Annotated in this window: 20 protein-coding genes; 15 read left to right on the top strand and 5 right to left on the bottom strand. The window is 53.6% G+C overall.

The window, feature by feature from the left end; translation table 11 throughout:
- Positions 1-4 precede the first annotated feature (4 nt).
- Positions 5-991, bottom strand: coding sequence for a YpdA family putative bacillithiol disulfide reductase (locus MKX63_RS30420; RefSeq protein WP_341022461.1), 987 nt, complete (start codon positions 989-991; stop codon positions 5-7).
- A 199-nt stretch (positions 992-1,190) separates the two neighbouring features.
- On the opposite strand from MKX63_RS30420, the gene MKX63_RS30415 reads away from it, so the two are divergent.
- The 4 genes from MKX63_RS30415 to rsgA all read left to right on the top strand — a co-directional run bounded on the left by MKX63_RS30415 (position 1,191) and on the right by rsgA (position 4,826).
- Positions 1,191-1,787: a DUF2087 domain-containing protein gene (locus MKX63_RS30415; protein WP_341022459.1), complete on the top strand. Its 597-nt coding sequence runs from the start codon at positions 1,191-1,193 to the stop codon at positions 1,785-1,787.
- A 120-nt stretch (positions 1,788-1,907) separates the two neighbouring features.
- Entirely contained in the window at positions 1,908-2,366 is a 459-nt protein-coding gene (locus MKX63_RS30410) for a DUF3939 domain-containing protein (RefSeq protein WP_341022457.1), read from the top strand.
- A 156-nt stretch (positions 2,367-2,522) separates the two neighbouring features.
- On the top strand, positions 2,523-3,194 hold the full coding sequence (locus tag MKX63_RS30405; protein ID WP_341022455.1) for an HAD family hydrolase: 672 nt from the start codon (positions 2,523-2,525) through the stop codon (positions 3,192-3,194).
- A gap of 540 nt (positions 3,195-3,734) precedes the next feature.
- Positions 3,735-4,826, top strand: coding sequence for a ribosome small subunit-dependent GTPase A (rsgA, locus tag MKX63_RS30400; RefSeq protein ID WP_445323570.1), 1,092 nt, complete (start codon positions 3,735-3,737; stop codon positions 4,824-4,826).
- A 392-nt stretch (positions 4,827-5,218) separates the two neighbouring features.
- Here the strand turns inward: rsgA and MKX63_RS30395 are convergent, their stop codons facing one another.
- Positions 5,219-6,412 (bottom strand): IS256 family transposase, encoded by a 1,194-nt coding sequence (locus MKX63_RS30395; protein WP_341016497.1) that lies wholly within the window; start codon positions 6,410-6,412, stop codon positions 5,219-5,221.
- A gap of 281 nt (positions 6,413-6,693) precedes the next feature.
- The gene (locus MKX63_RS30390; protein ID WP_341022452.1) at positions 6,694-7,320 is read right to left on the bottom strand and encodes an FMN-dependent NADH-azoreductase; all 627 of its coding nucleotides are present in this window, start codon (positions 7,318-7,320) and stop codon (positions 6,694-6,696) included.
- 328 nt (positions 7,321-7,648) lie between these two features.
- Here MKX63_RS30390 and MKX63_RS30385 point away from each other — a divergent pair, with 328 nt between their 5' ends.
- Positions 7,649-7,786, top strand: coding sequence for a hypothetical protein (locus MKX63_RS30385; RefSeq protein WP_179090468.1), 138 nt, complete (start codon positions 7,649-7,651; stop codon positions 7,784-7,786).
- Positions 7,787-8,544: 758 nt separating this feature from the next.
- On the opposite strand, the gene MKX63_RS30380 is transcribed toward MKX63_RS30385, so the two are convergent.
- On the bottom strand, positions 8,545-8,784 hold the full coding sequence (locus MKX63_RS30380; protein ID WP_036699054.1) for a hypothetical protein: 240 nt from the start codon (positions 8,782-8,784) through the stop codon (positions 8,545-8,547).
- A gap of 183 nt (positions 8,785-8,967) precedes the next feature.
- Between MKX63_RS30380 and MKX63_RS30375 the strand changes: the two genes are divergently transcribed.
- The 7 genes from MKX63_RS30375 to MKX63_RS30345 all read left to right on the top strand — a co-directional run bounded on the left by MKX63_RS30375 (position 8,968) and on the right by MKX63_RS30345 (position 15,558).
- Positions 8,968-9,612 (top strand): hypothetical protein, encoded by a 645-nt coding sequence (locus MKX63_RS30375; RefSeq protein ID WP_341022450.1) that lies wholly within the window; start codon positions 8,968-8,970, stop codon positions 9,610-9,612.
- A 227-nt stretch (positions 9,613-9,839) separates the two neighbouring features.
- Positions 9,840-10,850: an ABC transporter substrate-binding protein gene (locus MKX63_RS30370; protein WP_341022448.1), complete on the top strand. Its 1,011-nt coding sequence runs from the start codon at positions 9,840-9,842 to the stop codon at positions 10,848-10,850.
- Positions 10,851-10,864: 14 nt separating this feature from the next.
- On the top strand, positions 10,865-11,644 hold the full coding sequence (locus tag MKX63_RS30365; protein ID WP_341022447.1) for an ABC transporter ATP-binding protein: 780 nt from the start codon (positions 10,865-10,867) through the stop codon (positions 11,642-11,644).
- Positions 11,645-11,724: 80 nt separating this feature from the next.
- Positions 11,725-12,477 (top strand): ABC transporter permease, encoded by a 753-nt coding sequence (locus MKX63_RS30360; RefSeq protein ID WP_445323569.1) that lies wholly within the window; start codon positions 11,725-11,727, stop codon positions 12,475-12,477.
- Between the two features lie 95 nt (positions 12,478-12,572).
- Positions 12,573-13,562 (top strand): aromatic acid exporter family protein, encoded by a 990-nt coding sequence (locus MKX63_RS30355; protein ID WP_341022443.1) that lies wholly within the window; start codon positions 12,573-12,575, stop codon positions 13,560-13,562.
- A 136-nt stretch (positions 13,563-13,698) separates the two neighbouring features.
- A complete protein-coding gene (locus tag MKX63_RS30350) occupies positions 13,699-14,718 on the top strand; it encodes an HD-GYP domain-containing protein (RefSeq protein WP_036699042.1) in 1,020 nt (339 codons plus the stop codon).
- A gap of 282 nt (positions 14,719-15,000) precedes the next feature.
- Positions 15,001-15,558 carry an outer spore coat protein CotE gene (locus MKX63_RS30345; protein ID WP_341022442.1) on the top strand — a complete coding sequence of 186 codons (558 nt, stop codon included), beginning with the start codon at positions 15,001-15,003 and terminating at the stop codon, positions 15,556-15,558.
- A gap of 493 nt (positions 15,559-16,051) precedes the next feature.
- Here MKX63_RS30345 and MKX63_RS30340 read toward each other — a convergent pair whose 3' ends face one another.
- Positions 16,052-16,234: a hypothetical protein gene (locus MKX63_RS30340; protein ID WP_341022441.1), complete on the bottom strand. Its 183-nt coding sequence runs from the start codon at positions 16,232-16,234 to the stop codon at positions 16,052-16,054.
- A 187-nt stretch (positions 16,235-16,421) separates the two neighbouring features.
- On the opposite strand from MKX63_RS30340, the gene MKX63_RS30335 reads away from it, so the two are divergent.
- The 3 genes from MKX63_RS30335 to mutS all read left to right on the top strand — a co-directional run bounded on the left by MKX63_RS30335 (position 16,422) and on the right by mutS (position 20,936).
- Positions 16,422-16,586 (top strand): hypothetical protein, encoded by a 165-nt coding sequence (locus MKX63_RS30335; RefSeq protein ID WP_341022440.1) that lies wholly within the window; start codon positions 16,422-16,424, stop codon positions 16,584-16,586.
- A gap of 35 nt (positions 16,587-16,621) precedes the next feature.
- Positions 16,622-17,782, top strand: a complete 1,161-nt coding sequence (locus MKX63_RS30330; RefSeq protein ID WP_341022438.1) for a putative amidoligase domain-containing protein — start codon at positions 16,622-16,624, stop codon at positions 17,780-17,782.
- A gap of 295 nt (positions 17,783-18,077) precedes the next feature.
- On the top strand, positions 18,078-20,936 hold the full coding sequence (gene mutS, locus MKX63_RS30325; protein ID WP_341022436.1) for a DNA mismatch repair protein MutS: 2,859 nt from the start codon (positions 18,078-18,080) through the stop codon (positions 20,934-20,936).
- Positions 20,937-20,947 lie beyond the last annotated feature (11 nt).

Genomic DNA, 20,947 nt, shown 5'->3' with positions numbered 1-20,947 from the left:
TTCTCTAAGTAAGCCTTGTGCTCACAATATGATCGGCAATCAGCTTGCCGTGCCCGCGTCCGCTCTCGATGAATACCTCATTGGCATTCCGTCCGGAAGCGATAACTCCGGCGACATAGATACCCGGAATATTACTCTCCATTGTTGCGGGATTAAAGGCTGGCTTATCCATAGAGTCATCCATCTGCACCCCGGCCGAGGTGAGCAGGGCTCTGCTGGGGCGGAACCCGGTCATCGCCAGCACGAAGTCATTGTCCAGCTCAGTAGTATTCCCGTTCACGGACGAGGTTATCAGAACCGAGGCCGGGGTGATCTCCGTCACGCGCGATTCCAGATGCAGCGTGATGCTCCCCTTTTGCACCATACTCTCGAAGATCGGACGCACCCAAGGCTTGATATTGTCCGAGATACTGCTTCCCCGGTAGACCATATCCACCTTGGCGCCTACCCGCAGCAGCTCCAGTGCAGCATCCACCGCTGAATTACTCCCCCCGATTACAGCCACCTTCATGCCGGAATAAGGATGTGCCTCGCCAAAATAATGCGTGACCTTCGGCAGCTCCTCCCCGGGAATCCCGATCAGGTTAGGCTGATCGAAGTAACCGGTAGAGATGACTACATTTGCTGCTCTGCGCTGCTGCTCCTCGCCGCGCTTGTTGACCGTATGTACAATGAAGCTGCCATCCTCCTGCGGCAGAACGGACAGCGCTTCTTCATAAGCGGCAATCTCAAGCTGATGCTGCGCGGCTGCGCGGCGGTAGTAGACCAGAGCCTCATGGCGGTAGGGCTTGTCGTTCGGAGAGGTGAAGGGCACATCTCCAATCTCGAGCAGCGGAGTGGTGCTGAAGAACTGCATATTGGTCGGATACAGGTAGATCGAATGGACAATGAAGTTCTTTTCTACAATCAGGCTGGAGAGTCCTTGGCGCTGGCATTCGATGGCTGCAGACAGTCCGCAGGGACCGGCGCCGATAATAATAACGTCTAGCATAATATCTATGTCCTCCTAAGGTAGTATTCTATTCAGTAAATGGTACCTTATATTTTTGTTTTTTGCCATGGCCGGTGAATTCCGCAAATTGGGGATTGATCAGATGACAAGATGGGTATATAATTAGATATATATCTAAAGTATGTATTGGCAGGTCCCCCAGACTGCCTGACGAATATCCGTAGGAGCGTGATCCCGCTTGCAACTCGACAAAATTGTCGCCTATCACAAAGCCTTATCCGATCCCACCCGGCTGCGCATTCTTCTGCTCCTGTCCCGGGGCGAGGTTCACGGTCACGCCTTAGCCGAGAAGCTGAATCTGTCACAGCCTACAGTGACCCATCATGCAGCCAAGCTGCGTGAAGCCGCGCTGATACTGGAGCGCAGAGACAAGAATACCGTATATTTTAAGCTGAATCCCGAGTTTATCCAGGCAGGCTCCGAGGCCTCGCTGAAATTTATTTTTGCAAAGGGGGTGGAGGAGATGGAGGAAGAGTCGCCTGAACACAGTCTGAAGGAGTCGGTGCTCCGTAATTTTTTTGCCAAAGACGGACGCCTGCGCCAGATTCCCGCACAATACAAGAAGAAACTAATTGCGCTGCAATATATGGTGGAGAAGCTCGAACCGGGCACAGTCTATTCGGAGAAAGAGATCAACGAGTTCATTAAGCCGTTCCATGATGATTATGCCACGATCCGCCGTGAGTTCATCATGCACCAATTCATGTACCGGGAGAATGATAAGTACGAGCTTAACCCCCCGGAGTTATGGACTCACTGGGAAAATGTCAAATAATGATCTAATAAATGGGGATTTTTTATGACAAGTGCGAAACTGCTGATTAATTGTTCAAATAACGAATAAAATGGTATTGTAAGCGTTATCTGACATAAGCTTCGAAAGGAGACCTTCAGTATGATATTCAAACGTGCCAAAAAAAAATTGCAACCCGATCATCCTACCGTTACCTTGCCGCAGATCAAGCAGGCTGTAAGGCAATTTGAAGAAGATATGCCCGCTCCCATTAACCGTACCGCTCTGATCCAGGAAGATAAGAGTATTGACCTGAACCGGCTCAAACGCTATTTAGGCGGAGTCCCGCAGCAGAAATTCTATATGTCCAGCGAGACCTTTGAGATTTTTGAAGAATCTGACAAGCTGGTGCCATATTACCTCGACATGGTTCAATCGGCGGTAGACAATTATATCAGTGACACCGGCAAGCTGCCGCTGCTCGAAGACGCTTGGCTCCCTGAGGTTCATTACCGGCTGTTGTCCACCGAGCGTTATCTGAAGGAGACACCGCCGTTCCCGCTCTATATTACGGACGAGGAAATGATGCTGACGCACCGGGCAGAGCATTTTGAATCCTGAATTTTGAGGTAACTGATGCCCCCTATACAGGCCATTCTGACGAAGGAGAGGTTGTCCTTCCGGACGGAATGGTCTTTATTTTGCGCCCCGGAGCGTAGTACAATAAGCATCTGGTGCGTAGACCGCAGAAATGGACGAGAGAAGGGGAGCGTAGACATGAGAGAGGTACAAGCTTTGCTGTTTGATCTGGACAACACCCTGATGGACCGTGATCAGACCTTCCGCAGCTTCAGCATGAAGTTTGTGCAGGATTTCCTGGGACATCTTAGCGGGGAGCAGGCCGTGCAGGTGGTGGAGGATATGATTATCAGGGATGCTGACGGATACCGGGATAAGGATGGCTTCTTCGCGGAGCTGAGTGAGGTTCTGCCTTGGGAGAAGGCATTGACCGCTGCGGAAATCCGGGCCTATTATGACGAGACCTATATCCGCCACGGGGCGATAATGAAGCATGCACTGGAGACGCTGGAGTATTGCCGGGACCGCGGATATCCGCTGGGACTGGTCACGAACGGCGGCACAGATATTCAATATGGCAAAATCGATCTGCTCGGACTACGCGGCTACTTCCGCACGATCGTTATTTCGGGCGAAGCCGGGATCAGCAAGCCTGATCCTGCGATCTACCGGTTAGCTTTGGAACGCCTGGGTTCCACGGCGGAACAGACTATCTTCATCGGGGATCACCCCGTGAATGATATCTGGGGGGCGGCTAGAAGCGGGATGGATACGATCTGGCTAAAACGCAATCATGCCTGGGATGAATCGCTGAATGTGAAGCCGGTCGCGGTTATTCAGGAGCTGGAGGAGCTGCGGGGGATTATTTAAGAAAGTTAAGGCCTGCTGTTGACAAACGGCATCCGGGCCGTATATTATAACAGCATATTATTTCGGAAGGAGACGATGTCAAATGGCAGTTTATACTAGCGGTTCAGGATTGGTTGCTACTGTTGTGGATACGTGTCTTCCGGGAAAAGCGGCTGTGGAGTAATTATCAATCCCAGCTTCACGAGCAAGCTCTATGATGCCTTTTAGAGCCGCCGGGAACCGTATCGGTTCCGGCGGCTTTTTTGCGTGCGCAGGTCTGCTGCTCACGCCCGAAATAGCGGTGTCTGCTCCTTCTTCCTAAGAGGGAGTGAGTAGCCACCGCTATTCTGGAATGACTCTGCCCGGCGGGCGGTTCTTTGCTGCAGAGCAGCATAGGCCAGCCCGCTGCCGGGTCTGCCTCTGCCGCCGGAACCTTTGGGTTCCGGCGGTTTTTTTGTGTACGGATGTGGAGCCAATGCTGCCCGGAGATACATGGATGTGTGGTAAGCGGAGATATGAGAAAATAATACCCATTCAGGAGGAAAATGCATGAATATCGATATGAAGCTTGAACAGTACGGCTGGAATGAAGAATGGAACAGAAAATGGACAGAGAAGCTGCGGCTGCTGGACGACAGGGACTATGCAGCGGGCCGGATTGCCGGAGATTTCGGCAGTAAATACAGGGTGATTAGCGCAGCAGGTGAAATATGGGGTGAGCTGTCAGGCAAATTCCGGCATTCGCTCGGCGGGTCCGGCGAGTATCCGGCGGTAGGCGACTGGGTGGTCCTGGCGATGCAGGATGGAGGAGCGCATGCAGTAATTCATGGGGGGCTTCCCCGTCACAGTGTCATCTCGCGTAAGGTGGCGGGCCCGACTCAGGAGGAGCAGATCGTGGCTTCCAATGTGGATACTCTATTCCTGGTCAGTGCACTGAATGATGATTTCAATGTGCGGCGGATGGAGCGTTATCTGATTATGGCCTGGAACAGCGGAGCGAATCCGGTCATTCTATTGACCAAGGCAGATCTATGTACAGATGCGGAGCTGAAAATGGCCGAAATGCAGCAGGCGGCTCCCGGTGTCCCGGTCCATGTGGTCAGCGCCTTGCTGGGCGACGGAAGGGAGGAGCTCCAGCCTTACATCGGCAGCGGCCAGACGGTAGCGCTGACCGGTTCGTCCGGCTGCGGCAAATCGACGATGGTCAACTGGCTCAGCGGCCGCAATCTGCAGCTTACCCAGGATGTGCGGGAAGGGGACAGCCGGGGACGTCATACGACTACACACCGCGAGCTGTTCGTCCTCCCGGACGGCGGAATCATCGTCGATACGCCGGGAATGCGCGAGCTGCAATTATGGGAGGATGACGGAGGACTGGACCTGGCTTTCGGTGAGATCAGTACCCTTGCGGCGGAATGCCGCTTCAGTGACTGCACGCATACACGGGAGGAAGGCTGCGCCGTGCTTGAGGCTGCCGCGAGCGGTGTACTGGACGGGAAGCGGCTGCAGAATTACCACAAGACGCAGAAGGAGCTGCAATTCCAGAACAGCAAGGAAGCGAGACAGAAGCGCAAGACAGCCGCCGCCTCCCCCAAAAGCACCCCGCCCCGTGCCAAGGGCAACAGCTGGCAGCGGGTGCTGGATGAATATTAAGCAGCGATGACATTGCAGGGCGTTGTAGGAGCATGGAAGCGAGCTTGGGAATAGATGAAAGTTTGCATAACGGAATAAGCTTGCTGGATGCTGAGCATTGTGTAAGCAGGTGCTATGCCATCCCGGAGAGTAGTTGGAAAAACGTAACTTAATTTGGCGGTTCGGGAGCTAGAGAGGAAATTAGTTGGATAAACGTCACTTACTACACCGTAAATAGCTCATTTGGACAAAATCAAGGATATTAAGTGCTGTTTTTCCAACTGCTCCCTAGCTTGAGGTAGCGTCAAGAAGTTTGTGTAAGAGAGTAGAAGTACCTCCCCCGGGTTACGGGTTGGGGTGCAGTGTTTCTGGGGGGAGGGGGAACCCCGACCCCCAGAAACTGGATTTCTCTGCTACGCCTCTTCCGGTGCGGGTAAAGAGGGGTAGCGTGTTTCGAATAGCTCTTTTAGCTTCTTTTTAACGGCATCCATGCCAAAGCCTTGGGCGACCCGCCCTGCATGACGTTCATTGTATTCCAGCATCTCCAGGTACACGATTTTCTCTGCCGCATCCATGTTCGTCAGACTGTTCATCGGTTTCAGACGCTTGCGGATTTCCTTGTTCATCCGTTCGATGGGGTTCGACGTGTAGATCGCTTTACGGATCGATTCCGGATACTTGTAGAACGTCAGGAGTGTGGATAACTGTTCCTCCCAGGACCTCATTTCCTTCGGATATAGCTTGTTCCACTTCGCTTTGACCGTATCAAAGTTAGCCCGGGCTACCACTTCATCCGGTGCGGTATATACGGTTTTCAACGCTTCAAGGACATCAGTTTTGTGCTCCATCCGGATTTTAGGGAACGTGGCCCGCACTTTGTGCACTACGCAATGCTGTACATCTGCCTGAGGATAGGTCTCTTTAAACGCCGCATCCAGCCCCGGTAGTCCGTCAAACACACCCAGCAGGACTTCCTGCGCTCCGCGGTCGTACAGGTCTTTGAGTACCTCCCGCCAGCCATTCGAACTCTCTTGGCCGCCCACGTAAAACCCGAGAATTTGACGCTGTCCCTCCTCGTCAATCCCCATCGCAAAGTAGACCACTTCGCCACGGACCGTGCCCCGTTTCAGCTTCACGTACAGCCCATCCAAGTAGATCACGGAGTACCGTTTGCTCAGGGGCCGTTTCTGCCACTGGTGGATATCGTCCAGCACCGTAGCCGTAATATTGCTGACCGTGGTGGGGGAGTAGTGGCTGCCAAACATACTTTCAATGAACCGGGCCACATCCCGCGTGCCCATGCCCGATTTATACATTTGGATGACAGCCTCTTCTAACCATCCGTCCCGCCGCTGGTACGGCTCAAACATCTGCGTCTGGAAAAGGCTTTGGCGGTCCCGGGGCACCTGAAGATCCTCGATATGGCCGTATTTCGTGTGTAAGTCTCGCGTATAATAGCCGTTACGACTATTACTGGCACCCGCTTCTTCACTGTCCATAAACCCCTGGATTTCGGCGCGCAACAGGCGTTCCATGTTGTCTTTCACAAAATCTTTAACAAGTTTTTCAAATAGATTATTCAGAGAACTTTCGGGTAAAATATTCATTGGTAGGGTTCCTCCTTGGTGGTTTCGCAATCCCGAGGATACCCTACTTTTTTGGTGTCTGACTAGACTCCAAATCTTGGTACACAACTTACTTTACGCCATCTAGCTTGAGGCCGCTTATTAAATAACAAGTGGAGAAAATCCACCTGCTTCAGGAACTGTTATAAAAATGGCATCTGGCACACTAAAAAAGCAGCGATTCTCCCGTTAATGGGGAATCGCTGCTTTCCGTTTTTGGTCAGTCTCCCTACGAAGACTTTCAAAAAGCTTTTATGATCAGATTAGAACGATGCTGCTGCTGTCTTAGCCAGTTGCAGGCCGGAAGCGATGATGTCAGCGGATTTGTCCGGGTTCTGGTTGTGTCCTTCGATGATTACCTGTGTAGTTTCCTTGAAGCCCCAGAAGTTCAGGTTACCCATGATGAAGTTAACAGCCATTTCAGCACTTGCGGCCGGGCCTTCGGAGTACACGCCGCCTCTGGCGTTCAGAACAGCTGCTTTCTTGCCAGTCAAGAGTCCTACAGGACCTTCAGCAGTATACTTGAAGGTAGTTCCAGCCTGGTTCAAGTAATCGATATAAGTGTGCAGTACAGCCGGAACGGTCATATTCCAGAGCGGGAAGGCGAATACTACTTTGTCAGCGGCCAGGAACTGGTCCAGATATTTCTTCACAAGTGCTGCGCCTGCTGCTTCTTCAGGAGTAGCTTCGAAGCCCTGAGCGGCTTTGTATATACCAGTGATTAGTGTGTTATCGTAGTAAGGAAGCTGTTCAGCGAACAGGTCGAGTTCAGTGATCTGGTCCTGCGGATGAGTTTCCTTGTAGCTGGCCAGGAACTCGTTGTAGAGCTGAACACTTACGGATTGCTCGGCAGGGCGGTTATTAGCTTTGATAAACAGTACATTCGACATTATGATTTCTCCTTAGATATATATTTAATATTAACTATCGATAATATAGCATTTAATTTTTAGTTTGTAAATATCCGTCGTATAAAATTTTTATTCTGCCTACAGAAGCTGCTATCCTTCGCAAATATACCATATCTTCTATAGTTGCGTTCTGAACCGTCCGGGAACAGTCTATATGTAGTATGCCTAATTTTGCAAGCGGTGCAGGTGTGGACATGGACAAGTTTAAGGCATCAGCGGCCCGGTTATATAGGTGATATAAGGAGTAGAGGAAATGATTCCCTCTCCAGATCACGGGACTAAGCCCCCATTTAAAGGAGCGATTGACATGTCCATCGACCGTTTCATCCTGAAGAAACTGGACAGCTGTCACGAAGAGCATACCCGGCGTAACCTGGTGAAGTTGTTCAAATTGCGAATTAAAAAGGCGGAGAAAGAAGAGAACCGAAACCTCCGGATTGGCTGACTGCCGGTATCCGGTATAATGTTGAATGCTAACCCACTGTATACCATAGTCTAAGCGCATCCCTCACTTGCGGGCATGTGCTTTTTTACATTATAGGGGCTGTCTCAAAAGTGAATTCTATGAGCGGTGACAGTCATTTGCAGAAATCTCCGGAACCCAAAGTGCTACCTCCATTTTACCAAAATGAGCGATTTTTTTTGTTTCTTTTTTATAGAAGGCGAGTCGTTTCCCGCTCATACAGCGGAGCGGACGGAACGAATGTGGAACAGCGGCAGCGGTCGCCTTTGTGTCCGGATTTTCACCGCTAACGGGAATGAAAAAAATCTGGACACAACAGCGATTGTAACAACGTTCCGTTTGCGGAGCGTCCATCCAAGTGCTCACGTTGATCCCACTCCGCAATAAAGAGCTGTCCTAAGCCTCCATTTCATGGCCTGAGACAGCCCCTCCTGCTGAAAAGGTGAGCGTACATTTGTGAATAAGAATTCTTGGAAAGAATCGTAGTGTGACTTTGATACTGAATGTGACTCAAGGCCGAATGTATGTGAAAAACAGTATACATTGTGTTCGCAAGCAGTCATATGGACCAAACGTATGTCAAAAACAGTATACATTGTGTTCGCAAACAGGCATATGGACCAAACGTATGTCAAAAACAGCATACATCGTACTCGCAAGCAGGCATATGGACCAAACGCATGTCAAAAACAGTTCCCGCGAAGGTAATCTTATTCTTCCGCAAAAAAATATCCCTCTGTTTAGTAGAGGGATAAGGCCAATGAATCATTTTCACTGTAACTGTGCAATATAGCTTCTGAGCCTTTAATTTCGATACTGATCAGGGAATTCAAACAGGTTTGCAGGGCGTTTTTGCCTTTTTGAATTTTGAGTTCAAGAGTACTGTTTAGCAGTCGAAGTACTTTTTGGGTCGGCTGTTTGTTTTCTGTTGTGAAATATACAGGGACAAGCTTGTTTTGAAATGTGATGAGCATTCTCATTTTGAAAACCACCTCGCTAAAAGTATTTCATGGTATTGATCTTACCCTGCCTTTCTTAATTTTACCTTAAAATTAGCTTATGATAACATAAAGATTGCAAGTTTTATAGTTTTGCTGTTTTTTTGAAAGCCACTCATTTACAGTAATACTTACATGTATGTTATAGAGGAAGGGATAAAGAATGTGAATAAGCAAGATTGTATCTGTCTGGCACAGTATCTGTTCCCGGGTGAGACCCAGCGTAGAGTGGTGGCAGAGCTCCTGCACACAGCCTCCGGCTCCAAGCGGATTTGCAGAATGAAATTCAATGAGCATGAATATGCGCAGGATGTATGCCTGCAAGTACATAAGGATAAGATCCTCCTGACAGGATTAACGGAAGAGGACGATTTCGCCTACAAGCTGGAGGAGCCGGCAGAGGTGAAGCGCGCCTGCTATTACCTGTTCAATTGCTTCGAGTGTGAACAGCCCCGGAACCAGTCCGCTCCCGCGTTATTCCTGTCCAGACGGAGTTATGAGGCGATTCATGAGAAGGCCGGAACATGGACCTTGTGTGTGCTGGCGGCATCACTGGAAGCGGAGACGGGTGATCCTGACAGCTCTGCTGAATTGGCTAAAGTACTTAAGAACCAGACAGCGTCCGGTGAATTGCGGTTATGTGCGAGGAATGGGGAAGGCTGGAGCCTGCAGAAGATCTCTTACATAGAAGCTTCCTCAGGTGGATGGCTTCTGCGCACCAGCAGTGAGCAGGAAGACGGATATATCATTGCGTTCCCGCTGACCCGGGCGGAGCTGTGTCATGCTTTTGGGGAATGGCTGCTCTATTAAAATTGTATTGGCAAAATAGCCTTGGCGGAAGCACCGTCCAACTCTAATAAGTCTGGTTCGCTGGTCCGGTACAGCGTGAATACGGCGCTGTGATCGCTTACGGGGTGGGCGGGTGGACGAACCGAATATAATGTAAGCGCTTCACCCATTGTGCTTTAACCTTTCTATAGACTCCCGCATATGCATAGAGCAAGGGCGAAAGACCCGGGAGGAAAGGAGAGGAAAGGATGAAAGGGTTCAAAAGACTGTTATTGCCGTTCTCATTGATGCTTGTGCTCGGCTCTGTTCTTGCAGGCTGTGGTAGTAAATCCGCTGATGTCAAGGTGAAGATCGGCGAAGTTACCCGTTCCGTGTTCTATGCGCCTGAATATGTAGCCTTGTCGCAGGGCTTTTTCAAGGAGGAAGGGCTGGATGTAGAGCTGCAGACGATACCGGGCGGAGATAAAACCATGACGGCCCTGCTCTCAGGGGCAATCGATGTGGCGCTGGTCGGTTCGGAGACCTCCATTTACGTCTACCAGCAGGGGGCGGATGATCCCGTAATCAATTTCGCCCAGCTTACGCAGCGGGATGGAACCTTCTTGTTCGCACGGACACCGGACAGCCACTTTACATGGGACAAAGTGAAGGGCTCGACCTTCCTGGGGCAAAGGCAAGGCGGGATGCCGCAGATGGCGGGCGCATTCACGCTGCTGAATAAGGGGATTGATGCGGGGAAGGATCTGACGCTGATCCAGAACATTGATTTTGCCAATATTGCCGGCGCGTTTGCTTCAGGGACCGGAGATTATGTGCAGCTGTTCGAGCCTCAGGCATCGATCTTCGAGAGTGAAGGCCGGGGCCAGGTGGTCGCTTCCTTCGGGGTGGAGAGCGGTTATCTGCCGTATACGGTATTCATGTCCAAGCAGAGCTACATTACTAAGAACCAGGACACGGTGCAGAAATTCACCAATGCGGTCCAGCGTGCCCAGTTATGGGTGAAGGCTCATAGTCCTGAGGAGATTGCAGACGCAGTTATGCCTTATTTTGAAAAAATTGACCGGGGCATTGTGGTGTCTGCCATCAGCCGCTATAAGGAACAGGATACCTATGCCGTGAATCCGGTGATTGATGACAAGGAATGGAATAATCTGCTGGATGTCATTGACCATGCCGGTGAGCTGAAGGAACGAATCCCTGCCGCTACAATTGTTAATAACAGCTTTGCAGAGCAGGCAGAGAGCAACATTAAGGAGTGAGGAGGCCGACCACTATGCTTCCAGTAGTCGAGTTGAAGGAAGTCACGCACGCCTATCTGGGAGACCGCGAGGCTTCGCTTGCAATAGAGGATCTGAATCTCAGCGTCGGCCAAGGCGAGTTCGTCAGCCTGGTCGGACCAAGCGGCTGCGGCAAAACGACCATTCTGTCAATTATCGCCGGGCTGCTGCAGCCTTCGCGCGGCGAGGTGCTGCTCAGCGGACGCAAGGCTGCGGGACCTTCGCCGGAGGTCGGCTATATGCTCCAGCAGGACTATCTGTTCCCCTGGAGGACGATTGAGGATAACGCGCTGCTCGGGCTGGAGCTGACCGGAAGGCTCACCGGAAGCTCGCGCGCCAAATCGCTGCAGCTGCTGGCCGATATGGGGCTGGAAGGCAAGGAGCAAGCCTATCCGGCACAGCTCTCAGGAGGGATGCGCCAGCGTGTTGCCCTCGTGCGGACACTGGCTACCGACCCCGGCTTGCTGCTGCTTGATGAGCCATTCTCGGCGCTGGACTACCAGATTAAGCTGCAGCTGGAGGATCTGGTCTCGGAGACGCTGATGCGCCGGGGAACCACAGCTATTCTGGTTACGCATGACCTGTCAGAAGCGATTGCAGTCAGTAGCCGGGTCATTCTGCTTCAGCCGAATCCGGGCAGAATCCGCCGGATTTTTGAGATTCCGGAAGCGATCCGCCGCACCCCGCCGCTGTATGCGCGGGACTTGCCGGGTTTCGCGGAGCTTTTTCACGAGGTATGGAAGGAAATGGAGCTGGCAGGGAGGGAAGAGATGTGAATACAGAAGCGCAGCCCAATGAGACGGCCTCCCGTGCGCAGTGGCTGGAACAGAAGCATGCGGATTACAGGAAGAAGAAGCTGCGCCGCAAGAGTCAGGTGATTATGGTCCGGAGCAGCCTGCTGCTGGTGTTCTTTGTGCTCTGGGAAGCCGGGGCCAGAATGGGCTGGATCGATGAGCTGCTGTTCAGCTATCCGACGAAGGTGTTCGGGCAGATCTGGGAGGACATGGTCAGCGGCAGTCTGTGGCCGCATCTGGGAATGACCGTGGGCGAGACCGCGGTGGGCTTCATTCTGGGCACCTTAATCGGGACGCTGCTGGCTGTCGTCATCTGGTGGTCACCTTTTCTGTCCGCCGTTCTGGACCCTTATATGGTTGTGTTCAACAGTATGCCGAAGGTGGCGCTCGGCCCGATCTTCATTGTCATGTTCGGGGCAGGCTTCACTGCCATCGTCATTACCACCTTATCGATTACGGTGATTATCACGACGTTGGTAGTGTACAACAGCTTTTGCAGCGTGGACCCGAATCTGGTCAAGGTGGTCCGCTCCTTCGGCGCTTCCAAGAGCCAGGAGTTCTGCAAAGTCATTCTTCCGGCGTCGTTCCCGGCTGTGGTCTCCACGCTCAAGGTGAATGTCGGCATGTCCTGGGTCGGCGTCATTGTCGGTGAATTTCTGGTGGCGAAATCGGGACTGGGGTACCTGATTATTTACGGCTTTCAGGTGTTCAACTTCACCCTGGTCATGTCGAGCCTGCTCATTATTGCGGCTGTAGCTACTGCTATGTACCAGCTGGTGGTATATGTGGAGAAGCTGCTGCTGTCAGGGCGGTAAGAACCATGTCATATTGTGTCTCTTGGCAAAATCTTGTACCATGACTATATCTTTAACTGAATTATGAAGCTTAACGGTGTAGGAGAGATATTCACATGGGATTTCGTATTATTAAAACGGCGGCTGCAACTCTGCTGTCTATTCTGCTGGCAGCCGCCGCTGGTATCCCTAATGCGCAAAGCGCGGGACTGCTGGCTATTCTCGGGGTGGAAACGACCCGCAAAAGGAGTCTACGCACGATTACGGCGCGCTTCTTCGCCTCATTGGTGGGACTCTTTTTGGGCTGTATTCTGTTCTGGGCCCTGGGCTTTCATTACTGGGTACTCGGACTGTATGTATTGTTCGGCTTCCCGCTGATTGTCAAATCCGGCTTCAAGGAAGGGATCGTCACCAGCTCGGTTATCGTGTTCCGTGTATTTGGACAAGCTGATATCACGGTTCATATCCTGCTGCAGCAGGTGGAGCTGCTGATTATCGGCCTCGGCTCGGCCGGACTTGTGAACTTCATCTATATGCCGCAGACCGGCGGGATCATTGCAGGCATCCGCAAAGAGGTGGACGGCTATTTCTCGGTTATCTTCCGGCAAATGGCCAGAACGCTCCGTGATCCCGGTTATATCTGGGACGGGAAAGAGCTGATCGGGGCAGGGGAGGCAGTGCAGAAGGGACTGAGCGCGGCAGCCAGGGAAATGGAGAATCATGTGATCCACCCGGATGAGGCCTGGAATGTGTACTTCTATATGCGCAAGGAGCAGCTGGAGTCCATCCAGAATATGATGCAGCTGCTCTCGCAGGTCTACCGGCAGCTGCCGCATGGGGATATGGTGGCAGAGCTGTTCGACCAGCTTAGCGGCGATGTGCTGGCTGAGGAATATACCGGCCGGACCGAACGGCTGCTGGAGGAGCTGCAGCAGGAATTCCAGGAGATGGAGCTGCCGGATTCGCGTGAGGAATTCGAGATCCGCTCCGCGATTCTGCAATTATGCCGCGAGCTGGCGCTGTATCTTAAGATTGCCAAGCGCTATAAAAGCCCGGTGGAGCTGCGTCCAGCGAAGGACAAGCAGCCTGTGAAGGACAAAGCGTAAGCAAATCCATGTAATTTAGGTGTCAGGTATTCACATTCCGGTGTAAAATAACGATAAGAAACATAAGCACCTCAAGTGAGCTTGTCTCTTAAGTGATGTCCATAACCCAAGAATCTTGGTCTGGCAGGTGAGGAATATGAATAACAGCAATGATCAATATATCGGCAAACAGCTGGTAGCGAACCTTTTTAATCATAGCGGTGTATTTGTCTTGCCGGCATTGACCCTGCTCACCGGAGAGCATATCCGCCTGATTACGCAGCACAAGATCGTTCTGGAGCCGCAGGATGTGGTCCAGGTCGACAGCGCTGCATTCTATCAGCTGGCTGTGGATGACTGTACGGCGGCGATGGAGAGTATTTTTGAGCAGCTGCGCTATACGAAGACGAAGCGTCTGCCGATGATTGAGCTCAGGAATGAAGTGATCCCGTTCATCCAGCAGGTGAGTGAGAAGAATGATTTCTTTGGAATATTGTCTGCGCTGCAGACTAAGGATGATTATACATACAGGCATAATGTAGCGGTGGGCATCATCTCTACGCTGCTCGGCAAATGGCTGAAGCTGAAGCCGGACGAGCTGAGTATGCTGACGATTGCTGCGACGCTGCATGATATCGGCAAAATTATGATTCCGGCCGAGATCCTGACCAAGCCGGGTCCGCTGAGTGAGGATGAATATGCCCTGATGAAGAAGCACACCACCTATGGCTATGAGATGATCCGCGATACGGTGGGCACCAATCATATGCAGGCGCTAGTGGCACTGCAGCATCATGAACGGATGGACGGCAGCGGCTATCCCTTCGGCGTGCTGGGCCACCGGATTACGGATTTCAGCAAGATCGTAGCGGTGGCGGATATTTTCCACGCGATGACTTCGGACCGGTTCTACCGTACAGCCGCGCCGCTGTATGAGGTGCTCAAGCAGATGGACGAGAATGTCTACGGCAAGCTGGACCCGTATATCTGCAGTGTGTTCATTAATAAGCTGATGCAGTCGATGATCGGCAATGAGGTGCTCCTGACGGACGGGCAGATCGGCAAAATCATTATGATTCTGGCCCATGACCCGCTGCGTCCGCTGGTGAACATCGGTGAGGACTTCATCGATCTCAGCCGCCACCGGCAGCTTGGCATCGTACGTGTACTTTCCTAGCAGGGGCCTTTACCCCTATCCGGCATAAGAATGTTGGCACAACAAAAAGTAGCGGTTTTCCCGGTTCGGGGGAGCCGCTATTTTTGTTAAATATAAAAATTTATAGGCTTTGCATCATACATTACGACTCATAATGGACTAAATCCGGCAATAAAATGAAGCAAAGGGCTTCAGTTACGGCATCTGAGGGCTTACCCAAATTTATTTCTACTCTAACAATCAACAAATGCCCAGAACGTGCATACACTTGATAGTGAATGATTGTATGGAGGAGGTTCAAAGATGTCATTAAGCCATAAACGTCAAACAAGGGAGATCATTACGAAGGCAATTTGCGGCAAAGGTCGTAAGTTCTCTACAGCAACCCATACCGTGACTCCGCCACATCATCCGACTAGTATTCTGGGGGCTTGGATCATTAACCACCAGTACGAAGCGGTTGCCGCCGGGAACGGAATCGAAGTAATCGGTACCTATGATGTGAACATCTGGTATTCGTACGACAAAAACAAGCAGACCGAGGTTGCCAAGGAAACGGTCTCCTATGTGGAGCTTATTCCATTGTCGTACCTCGACCCGAGACACCGTGCTTCCACGGCACAGGTCTCTGCGGAGGCAACGCAGGAACCCAATTGTGTGGAAGCCGGGGTATCGCCGGGCGGAGGCAGTGTGACACTCCGGGTGGAACGCGAGTTCGAGGCGGAACTGGTGGCTGAGACCAAGGTCCGCGTGTATGTCAGTGATCAGAGTGACGATCTGGAAGACAAGGATTATGATTTTGAAGGCGAGAATTATGATTACGATGATTTGGACCCTGACGCTCTGGATGATGAGTTGTAGGAACGAATACGCCGCTGCCTGAAGTACTGTGTGGGTTATGATCCATTATATGATGAGAGGGCAGCGGCGTAGAGGGCGAATGCCCTCTTTTTTTTAAAATGCCAATATATTTTTTTGAAAATATTACGCCAGAATTTATATGTTCCACATGATAAATTATCCTTCAAGGTACAGGGATGCGGAAGGGGAGGCTTGCGCCGGAGAAGCGGCAGTCATCAGGAAGTTTAAATAGGGCGGCGTTCGGCTGTCCAACTAAACACCGCAGCGGCGATCAAGACTCGGGTTCAATTTTTATGCGGGACTTATATTTGTGATCTGTATTCGGGTTCTCGTGTACATGCGGTAGAGTTTCGTTAGGATAATTGTGCTATTTCCACTTGAATATTTGGGGGTCTGTTTTCCTCAGCGGCTTATCGCTCAAAGGGTATTGTCCGGTTACTGGACGGTGCGCGAGGGGATATGGCCCTGAGGGATTTTCGTATGGGCGGAGGCATTAGACATGAATGAAGGGCTGAACATATTCCGGCAGCTTGCGCCGGAGCAGATTAAGCGCAGGCTCCGGCGCTGCGGGATAGAGGCCGACTCTGACTCTATCGCTAGAGGGGCGAGGCGACAAGATACAAGAGTTCCCCAGACCCACCCGCATGGACAAGACCCCGTAAGCTACAGGCAGCACTACCGCGTGCTCATTTTCAATCTGGCTGTGCTGGACTGCCAGCCGCTTGGAGCGGGAGCGGCGATGGGCGGGGCGCTGGGGGTTGGAGGGCTGGGCGGGGATCGGTGTGGCGGGTTAGGAGCTGTAAGACAGGGTGAGTATGGGAGTGGCGGGAGAGGGGCGCTAGGGCAAGGGGAGTATGGAAGTGATGGTGGGGAAGTTGGAGGGCAAGGGGAGTATTGGGGTGGCAGGGGAAGAGTTGGAAGGCATGGTGAGTATGGGAGCGGTAGAGAAGGAGTTGGAGGGCAAGAGGAGTATGGGGGTGGCAGGGGAAGAGTTGGAGGGCATGGTGAGTATGGGAGCGGTAGAGTAGGAGTTGGAGGGCAAGAGGAGTATGGGAGCGGGAGAGTGGGAGCTGGGGGGCAGGATGAGTATGGGAGCGGGAGAGTGGGAGCTGGAGGGCAAGGGGAGTTTGGGAGTGGCGTGGATGAGATTGGCGGCTTAGGTGGTGGGGGCATGGAGCTGCGGGGGGCTGCGGGGGTTCTGCGGACGGCAGCGGTGCGGGCACTGTATAGTCTGGGGCTGGACAGCGGTGAGGTGGAGCTGCGGGCTATGGGCGGGCGGCGGTACATGGTGACAGGCATCACTCCGGTGGTGCCTGATCCCGCAGGAACACTGCCTGAGCCATACCAGTCAGCATCCGCAGCGCTTGCGCGGATGCTTGACAGTGAGCAGCCGGGCCGGCCCGGGCTGCTCATGGGCATGGACCCGGAGTTCCTGCTGCTCCGGGAATCCACGGGCCGCGTCGTGCCGGCGTCGCGGTACCTGCCCACGGACGGCGTCGCGGGCTGCGACGCCGGACCCCCGGGAACGCACGGCGTGTTCCCGGTGGCGGAGCTGCGCCCTGCGCCGCGCGGGGAACCGCGCGCGCTGCTGGCGCAGCTGATGTCCGCCGCACGCGAGGCGGACCGGCTCATTGCCGACCGCTCGCTGCGCTGGCGGGCGGGAGGTATGCCGCTGCGGGGCTGGGCCCTCGGCGGCCACCTGCACTTCAGCGGCGTCACGCTGTGTGCGCCGCTCTTGCGTGCGCTAGATAACTATCTAGCGCTGCCCTTGTTCCTGCTGGAGGACATCCGGGCTGCGGCCCGGCGTCCCCGCTATGGCGTGCTCGGCGATTTCCGTCCTCAGCCGCATGGCGGCTTCGAGTACCGGACCCTGCCGAGCTTCCTGGTCTCCCCGGTCATCGCCAAAGGCGCGGTCTGCCTGGCTCACCTGATCGTGAGCCATTATGAAGACCTGCCGCTGCGCCCGCTCGACCGGGAAGACCTGCATGCCGCCTTCTACAGCGGCGGCAAAGACCTTCTGCGCACAGCCTGGTCTCCCCTGGAGGCGCAGCTGCGCGCACTGGGCGGCTACGCAGCCGCCGCCCGGTGGATTGATCCGCTGCTGCGCGCCATAGCGGAGCAGCAGAGCTGGGATGAGTCGCGGGATATCCGCGGCTCCTGGGTACGGAGCGCCCCGCCGGACTCCGGGGCGCTGCCGTCCGGGCGGGCGGATGCTTTTCAATAGAGCCTGCCGTCCGTCAAGTCCCGATAGCCGCCGTTTACAGCTTTTCTTCACCGCTAGGTGTAGGACGCTGTTAGTATGGCGGCTATTTTTTAACAAACTACTATGCTCAATGACTACTCTAAATAACGAAGTAATTATCATAGCAATTGCATTTACTGCAGCAGATTCGCCGTTTGCCAGCGCCCTAAACACCAGCCCCAGCTTTAGCACATGCTTCGTGTGTGCCGGGGGTAACCCGGGGAGCGGAGTTTCTGCTATAATAGAGGACAGTATGAAGTAGGTATGGAGGTAGACGATGGCAAACTATACGCCGATGATTCAGCAGTATCTCAAAGTCAAGGAAGGGGCTAAAGACGCTTTCCTTTTCTTTCGTCTGGGCGATTTCTATGAAATGTTCTTCGAGGATGCACTGCTTGCATCCAAAGAGCTTGAGATTACTTTAACAGGCCGCGATGGCGGCATTGGGGAAAAAATTCCGATGTGCGGTGTGCCGTATCATGCCGCCGAGGGGTACATACAGCGACTGATCGAGAAGGGCTACAAGGTCGCGATCTGCGAGCAGCTGGATGATCCTGCGGTGACCAAAGGGATGGTCCGCCGCGATATCGTCCGGGTCGTAACACCGGGTACGGTGATGGACGGCAAGATTATTTCGGACAAAAGCAACAACTACCTCGTCTGTGTAACAGAGGAAGACGGGATGATGGCGCTGGCCGCCTGCGATTTGACGACAGGTGAGCTGTATGTCACCTCGGTACTCGCAAGCACCGAGTGGCTGCGCGACGAGATTGGCATCTATGAGCCTGCGGAGATTATCGGGGATTCAGCCCTCTTGGAGGAGCTGCGCAGTGAGGCTTCCTTGCTGGCCAAGCCTGTGGTCTATACCCCGTGGGACAAGCAGGAGGAAGCGCTGGCCCGCCGCCAGTTCGGCGAAGCGGCCTGGGTCCGGCTGGAGAAGGAGCGCGGCCGTGCCCTGGCGCTGCTGATCTCCTATTTCAGCGAGACCCAGCGCCGTTCATTGGGACAGCTTACCCAGATCTCACCTTACGAGCCGGGGAATTATATGATTCTTGATCCGTTCACCCGGCGGAATCTGGAGCTGACCGAGACCGTGCGGGAACGCTCCAAAAAAGGCTCGCTGCTATGGCTCCTGGACCGCACCGAGACCTCGATGGGCGGACGTCTGCTGCGCCGCCGGATTGATAAGCCGCTCCTGCAGCGCGCGCCGATTGAGCGCCGTCTGGAAGCCGTCGATTATCTGTATAACCAGTTCATCGTCCGCGAGGATCTGCGCGGAGCGCTGAAGGAGATTTACGATCTGGAGCGGCTGGTCGGACGGATTGCCTTCGGCAGCGCGAACGGGCGGGATATGAATGCACTCAGACTGTCTCTGGCCCAGATTCCTGCGTTGAAGGAGATGTGTCTGACTTCCGGCTCTTCTACCTTAAGGGAGATTGGCGCATCCATGGATGAATGCGCGGAGCTTCGAGAGGATATTGAACGGGCGATTGTGGAGGATGCACCGGTGTCCGTGCGTGACGGCGGAATTATCCGCGCGGGCTACCATGAGCGGCTGGATGAGCTGCGGGAAGCCAGCAGCAGCGGCAAGCGCTGGATTGCCGAGCTTGAAGCGAAGGAACGCCAGGTGACGGGGATCAAATCCCTCAAGATCGGCTACAACAAAGTCTTCGGCTATTATATAGAAATTACCCGCTCCAATCTGTCCTCGCTGCCGGAAGGCCGTTACGAGCGCAAGCAGACACTGGCCAATGCTGAGCGTTATGTCACTCCTGAGCTGAAGGAGAAAGAAGCGCTCATCCTGGAAGCCCAGGATAAGATGACAGATCTGGAGTACAGTTTGTTCACCGAGCTGCGCGAGCGGATCAGCAGCCAGGTTCCGCGCCTGCAGGCGCTGGCTGAGAAGGTGGCGGAGATTGATGTGTATCAGTGCCTCGCAGCGGTCAGCGCGGAGCACCGGTTCGTGAAGCCTAAGCTGTCCGACAGCTACGATCTGCGGGTTGAAGGCGGACGCCATCCAGTCGTAGAAGCGGTGCTGAAGGATTCGGCTTTCATTGCCAACGGCAGCACACTCAGTAAGGACGAGGGCAATATCCTGCTGATCACAGGACCGAACATGGCCGGAAAAAGCACGTATATGCGCCAGGTGGCGCTCATCTGCATCATGGCCCAGATCGGCTGCTTCGTGCCTGCGGCCAGTGCTGAGGTAGCACTGATCGACCGTATCTTCACGCGGATCGGTGCAGCGGATGACCTGATCGGCGGCCAGAGCACGTTCATGGTCGAGATGGCCGACATTCAAGTCATGACCGAGAAAGCAACCGCCCGCAGCCTGATCATTATCGATGAGCTGGGGCGGGGGACCTCGACCAGCGAGGGGATGGCGATTGCCCAGGCGGTGATCGAATATGTGCATGATACCATTGCCTGCAAGGCACTGGTCTCCACGCATTTCCATGAGCTGGCCCATCTGGAGCAGAGCCTTAGCGGTCTGCGGAATTATTCCATGGCGGTCCAGGAAAGCGGCGACAAGGTGAACTTCCTCCGCAAGCTGGTGCCGGGAGCTGCGGACAGCAGCTACGGGATCTATTGTGCAAGGCTGGCTGGATTGCCGGAAGGAATTATCGACCGGGCTTACGGGCTGCTTCAGAGCATTGAACAGGCTTCTCCGCCGGGCGCCGCAGCGCTGAATTACGGCACGGGTTACAGTGAGCGGAGCGGGAGCGGAACGGTTATACAAGAGCATCAGGCTACCGCTGCGCAGATGCCGGATACCGGAGAAGGAGCTGCCACAGGAAGCCATTCCTATTCGCTTGAACGCACCACACAAGCTCCGGCACATCCAGACGCGTATCCCGAAGCAACAGCTTCTATGGCTGCCGGACAGCGGGAAGCTGCTGCATCCCTTGCTTCTCCTGCAGAGGAAGAGGACAATGAAGTAGTGCAGCTGTCTATTTTTGGTGAGGAGGAGCCGCGCAAGAACCGCAAGGGTGGGGCAGCGGCACCAGCCGTCAAAGACAATCCGCTGATCAAAGAGCTAATCAATGCCGTGCAAGGCGCAGATCTGATGAATATGACCCCGCTGCAAGCGATGGGCCTCTTGAACGAACTGAAGCTGAAGGCAAGAGAGCTGTAGTTCAGCGGAAC

This window comes from Paenibacillus sp. FSL R7-0179 (assembly GCF_038002265.1).
Taxonomy (GTDB): domain Bacteria; phylum Bacillota; class Bacilli; order Paenibacillales; family Paenibacillaceae; genus Paenibacillus_AQ.
Note: the sequence above shows the minus strand (reverse complement) of the source record. Positions and strands in the feature narration are given on the sequence as shown.

Coding starts and splice junctions, on each gene's coding strand:
- MKX63_RS30410 (WP_341022457.1), top strand. CDS start 1,908: ATGATATTCAAACGTGCCAAAAAAAAATTGCAACCCGATCATCCTACC.
- MKX63_RS30345 (WP_341022442.1), top strand. CDS start 15,001: ATGTCATTAAGCCATAAACGTCAAACAAGGGAGATCATTACGAAGGCA.
- mutS (WP_341022436.1), top strand. CDS start 18,078: ATGGCAAACTATACGCCGATGATTCAGCAGTATCTCAAAGTCAAGGAA.
- MKX63_RS30355 (WP_341022443.1), top strand. CDS start 12,573: ATGGGATTTCGTATTATTAAAACGGCGGCTGCAACTCTGCTGTCTATT.
- MKX63_RS30370 (WP_341022448.1), top strand. CDS start 9,840: ATGAAAGGGTTCAAAAGACTGTTATTGCCGTTCTCATTGATGCTTGTG.
- MKX63_RS30365 (WP_341022447.1), top strand. CDS start 10,865: ATGCTTCCAGTAGTCGAGTTGAAGGAAGTCACGCACGCCTATCTGGGA.
- MKX63_RS30395 (WP_341016497.1), bottom strand. CDS start 6,412: ATGAATATTTTACCCGAAAGTTCTCTGAATAATCTATTTGAAAAACTT.
- MKX63_RS30405 (WP_341022455.1), top strand. CDS start 2,523: ATGAGAGAGGTACAAGCTTTGCTGTTTGATCTGGACAACACCCTGATG.
- MKX63_RS30390 (WP_341022452.1), bottom strand. CDS start 7,320: ATGTCGAATGTACTGTTTATCAAAGCTAATAACCGCCCTGCCGAGCAA.
- MKX63_RS30335 (WP_341022440.1), top strand. CDS start 16,422: ATGGTGGGGAAGTTGGAGGGCAAGGGGAGTATTGGGGTGGCAGGGGAA.
- MKX63_RS30420 (WP_341022461.1), bottom strand. CDS start 991: ATGCTAGACGTTATTATTATCGGCGCCGGTCCCTGCGGACTGTCTGCA.
- MKX63_RS30350 (WP_036699042.1), top strand. CDS start 13,699: ATGAATAACAGCAATGATCAATATATCGGCAAACAGCTGGTAGCGAAC.
- rsgA (WP_445323570.1), top strand. CDS start 3,735: ATGAAGCTTGAACAGTACGGCTGGAATGAAGAATGGAACAGAAAATGG.
- MKX63_RS30385 (WP_179090468.1), top strand. CDS start 7,649: ATGTCCATCGACCGTTTCATCCTGAAGAAACTGGACAGCTGTCACGAA.
- MKX63_RS30380 (WP_036699054.1), bottom strand. CDS start 8,784: ATGAGAATGCTCATCACATTTCAAAACAAGCTTGTCCCTGTATATTTC.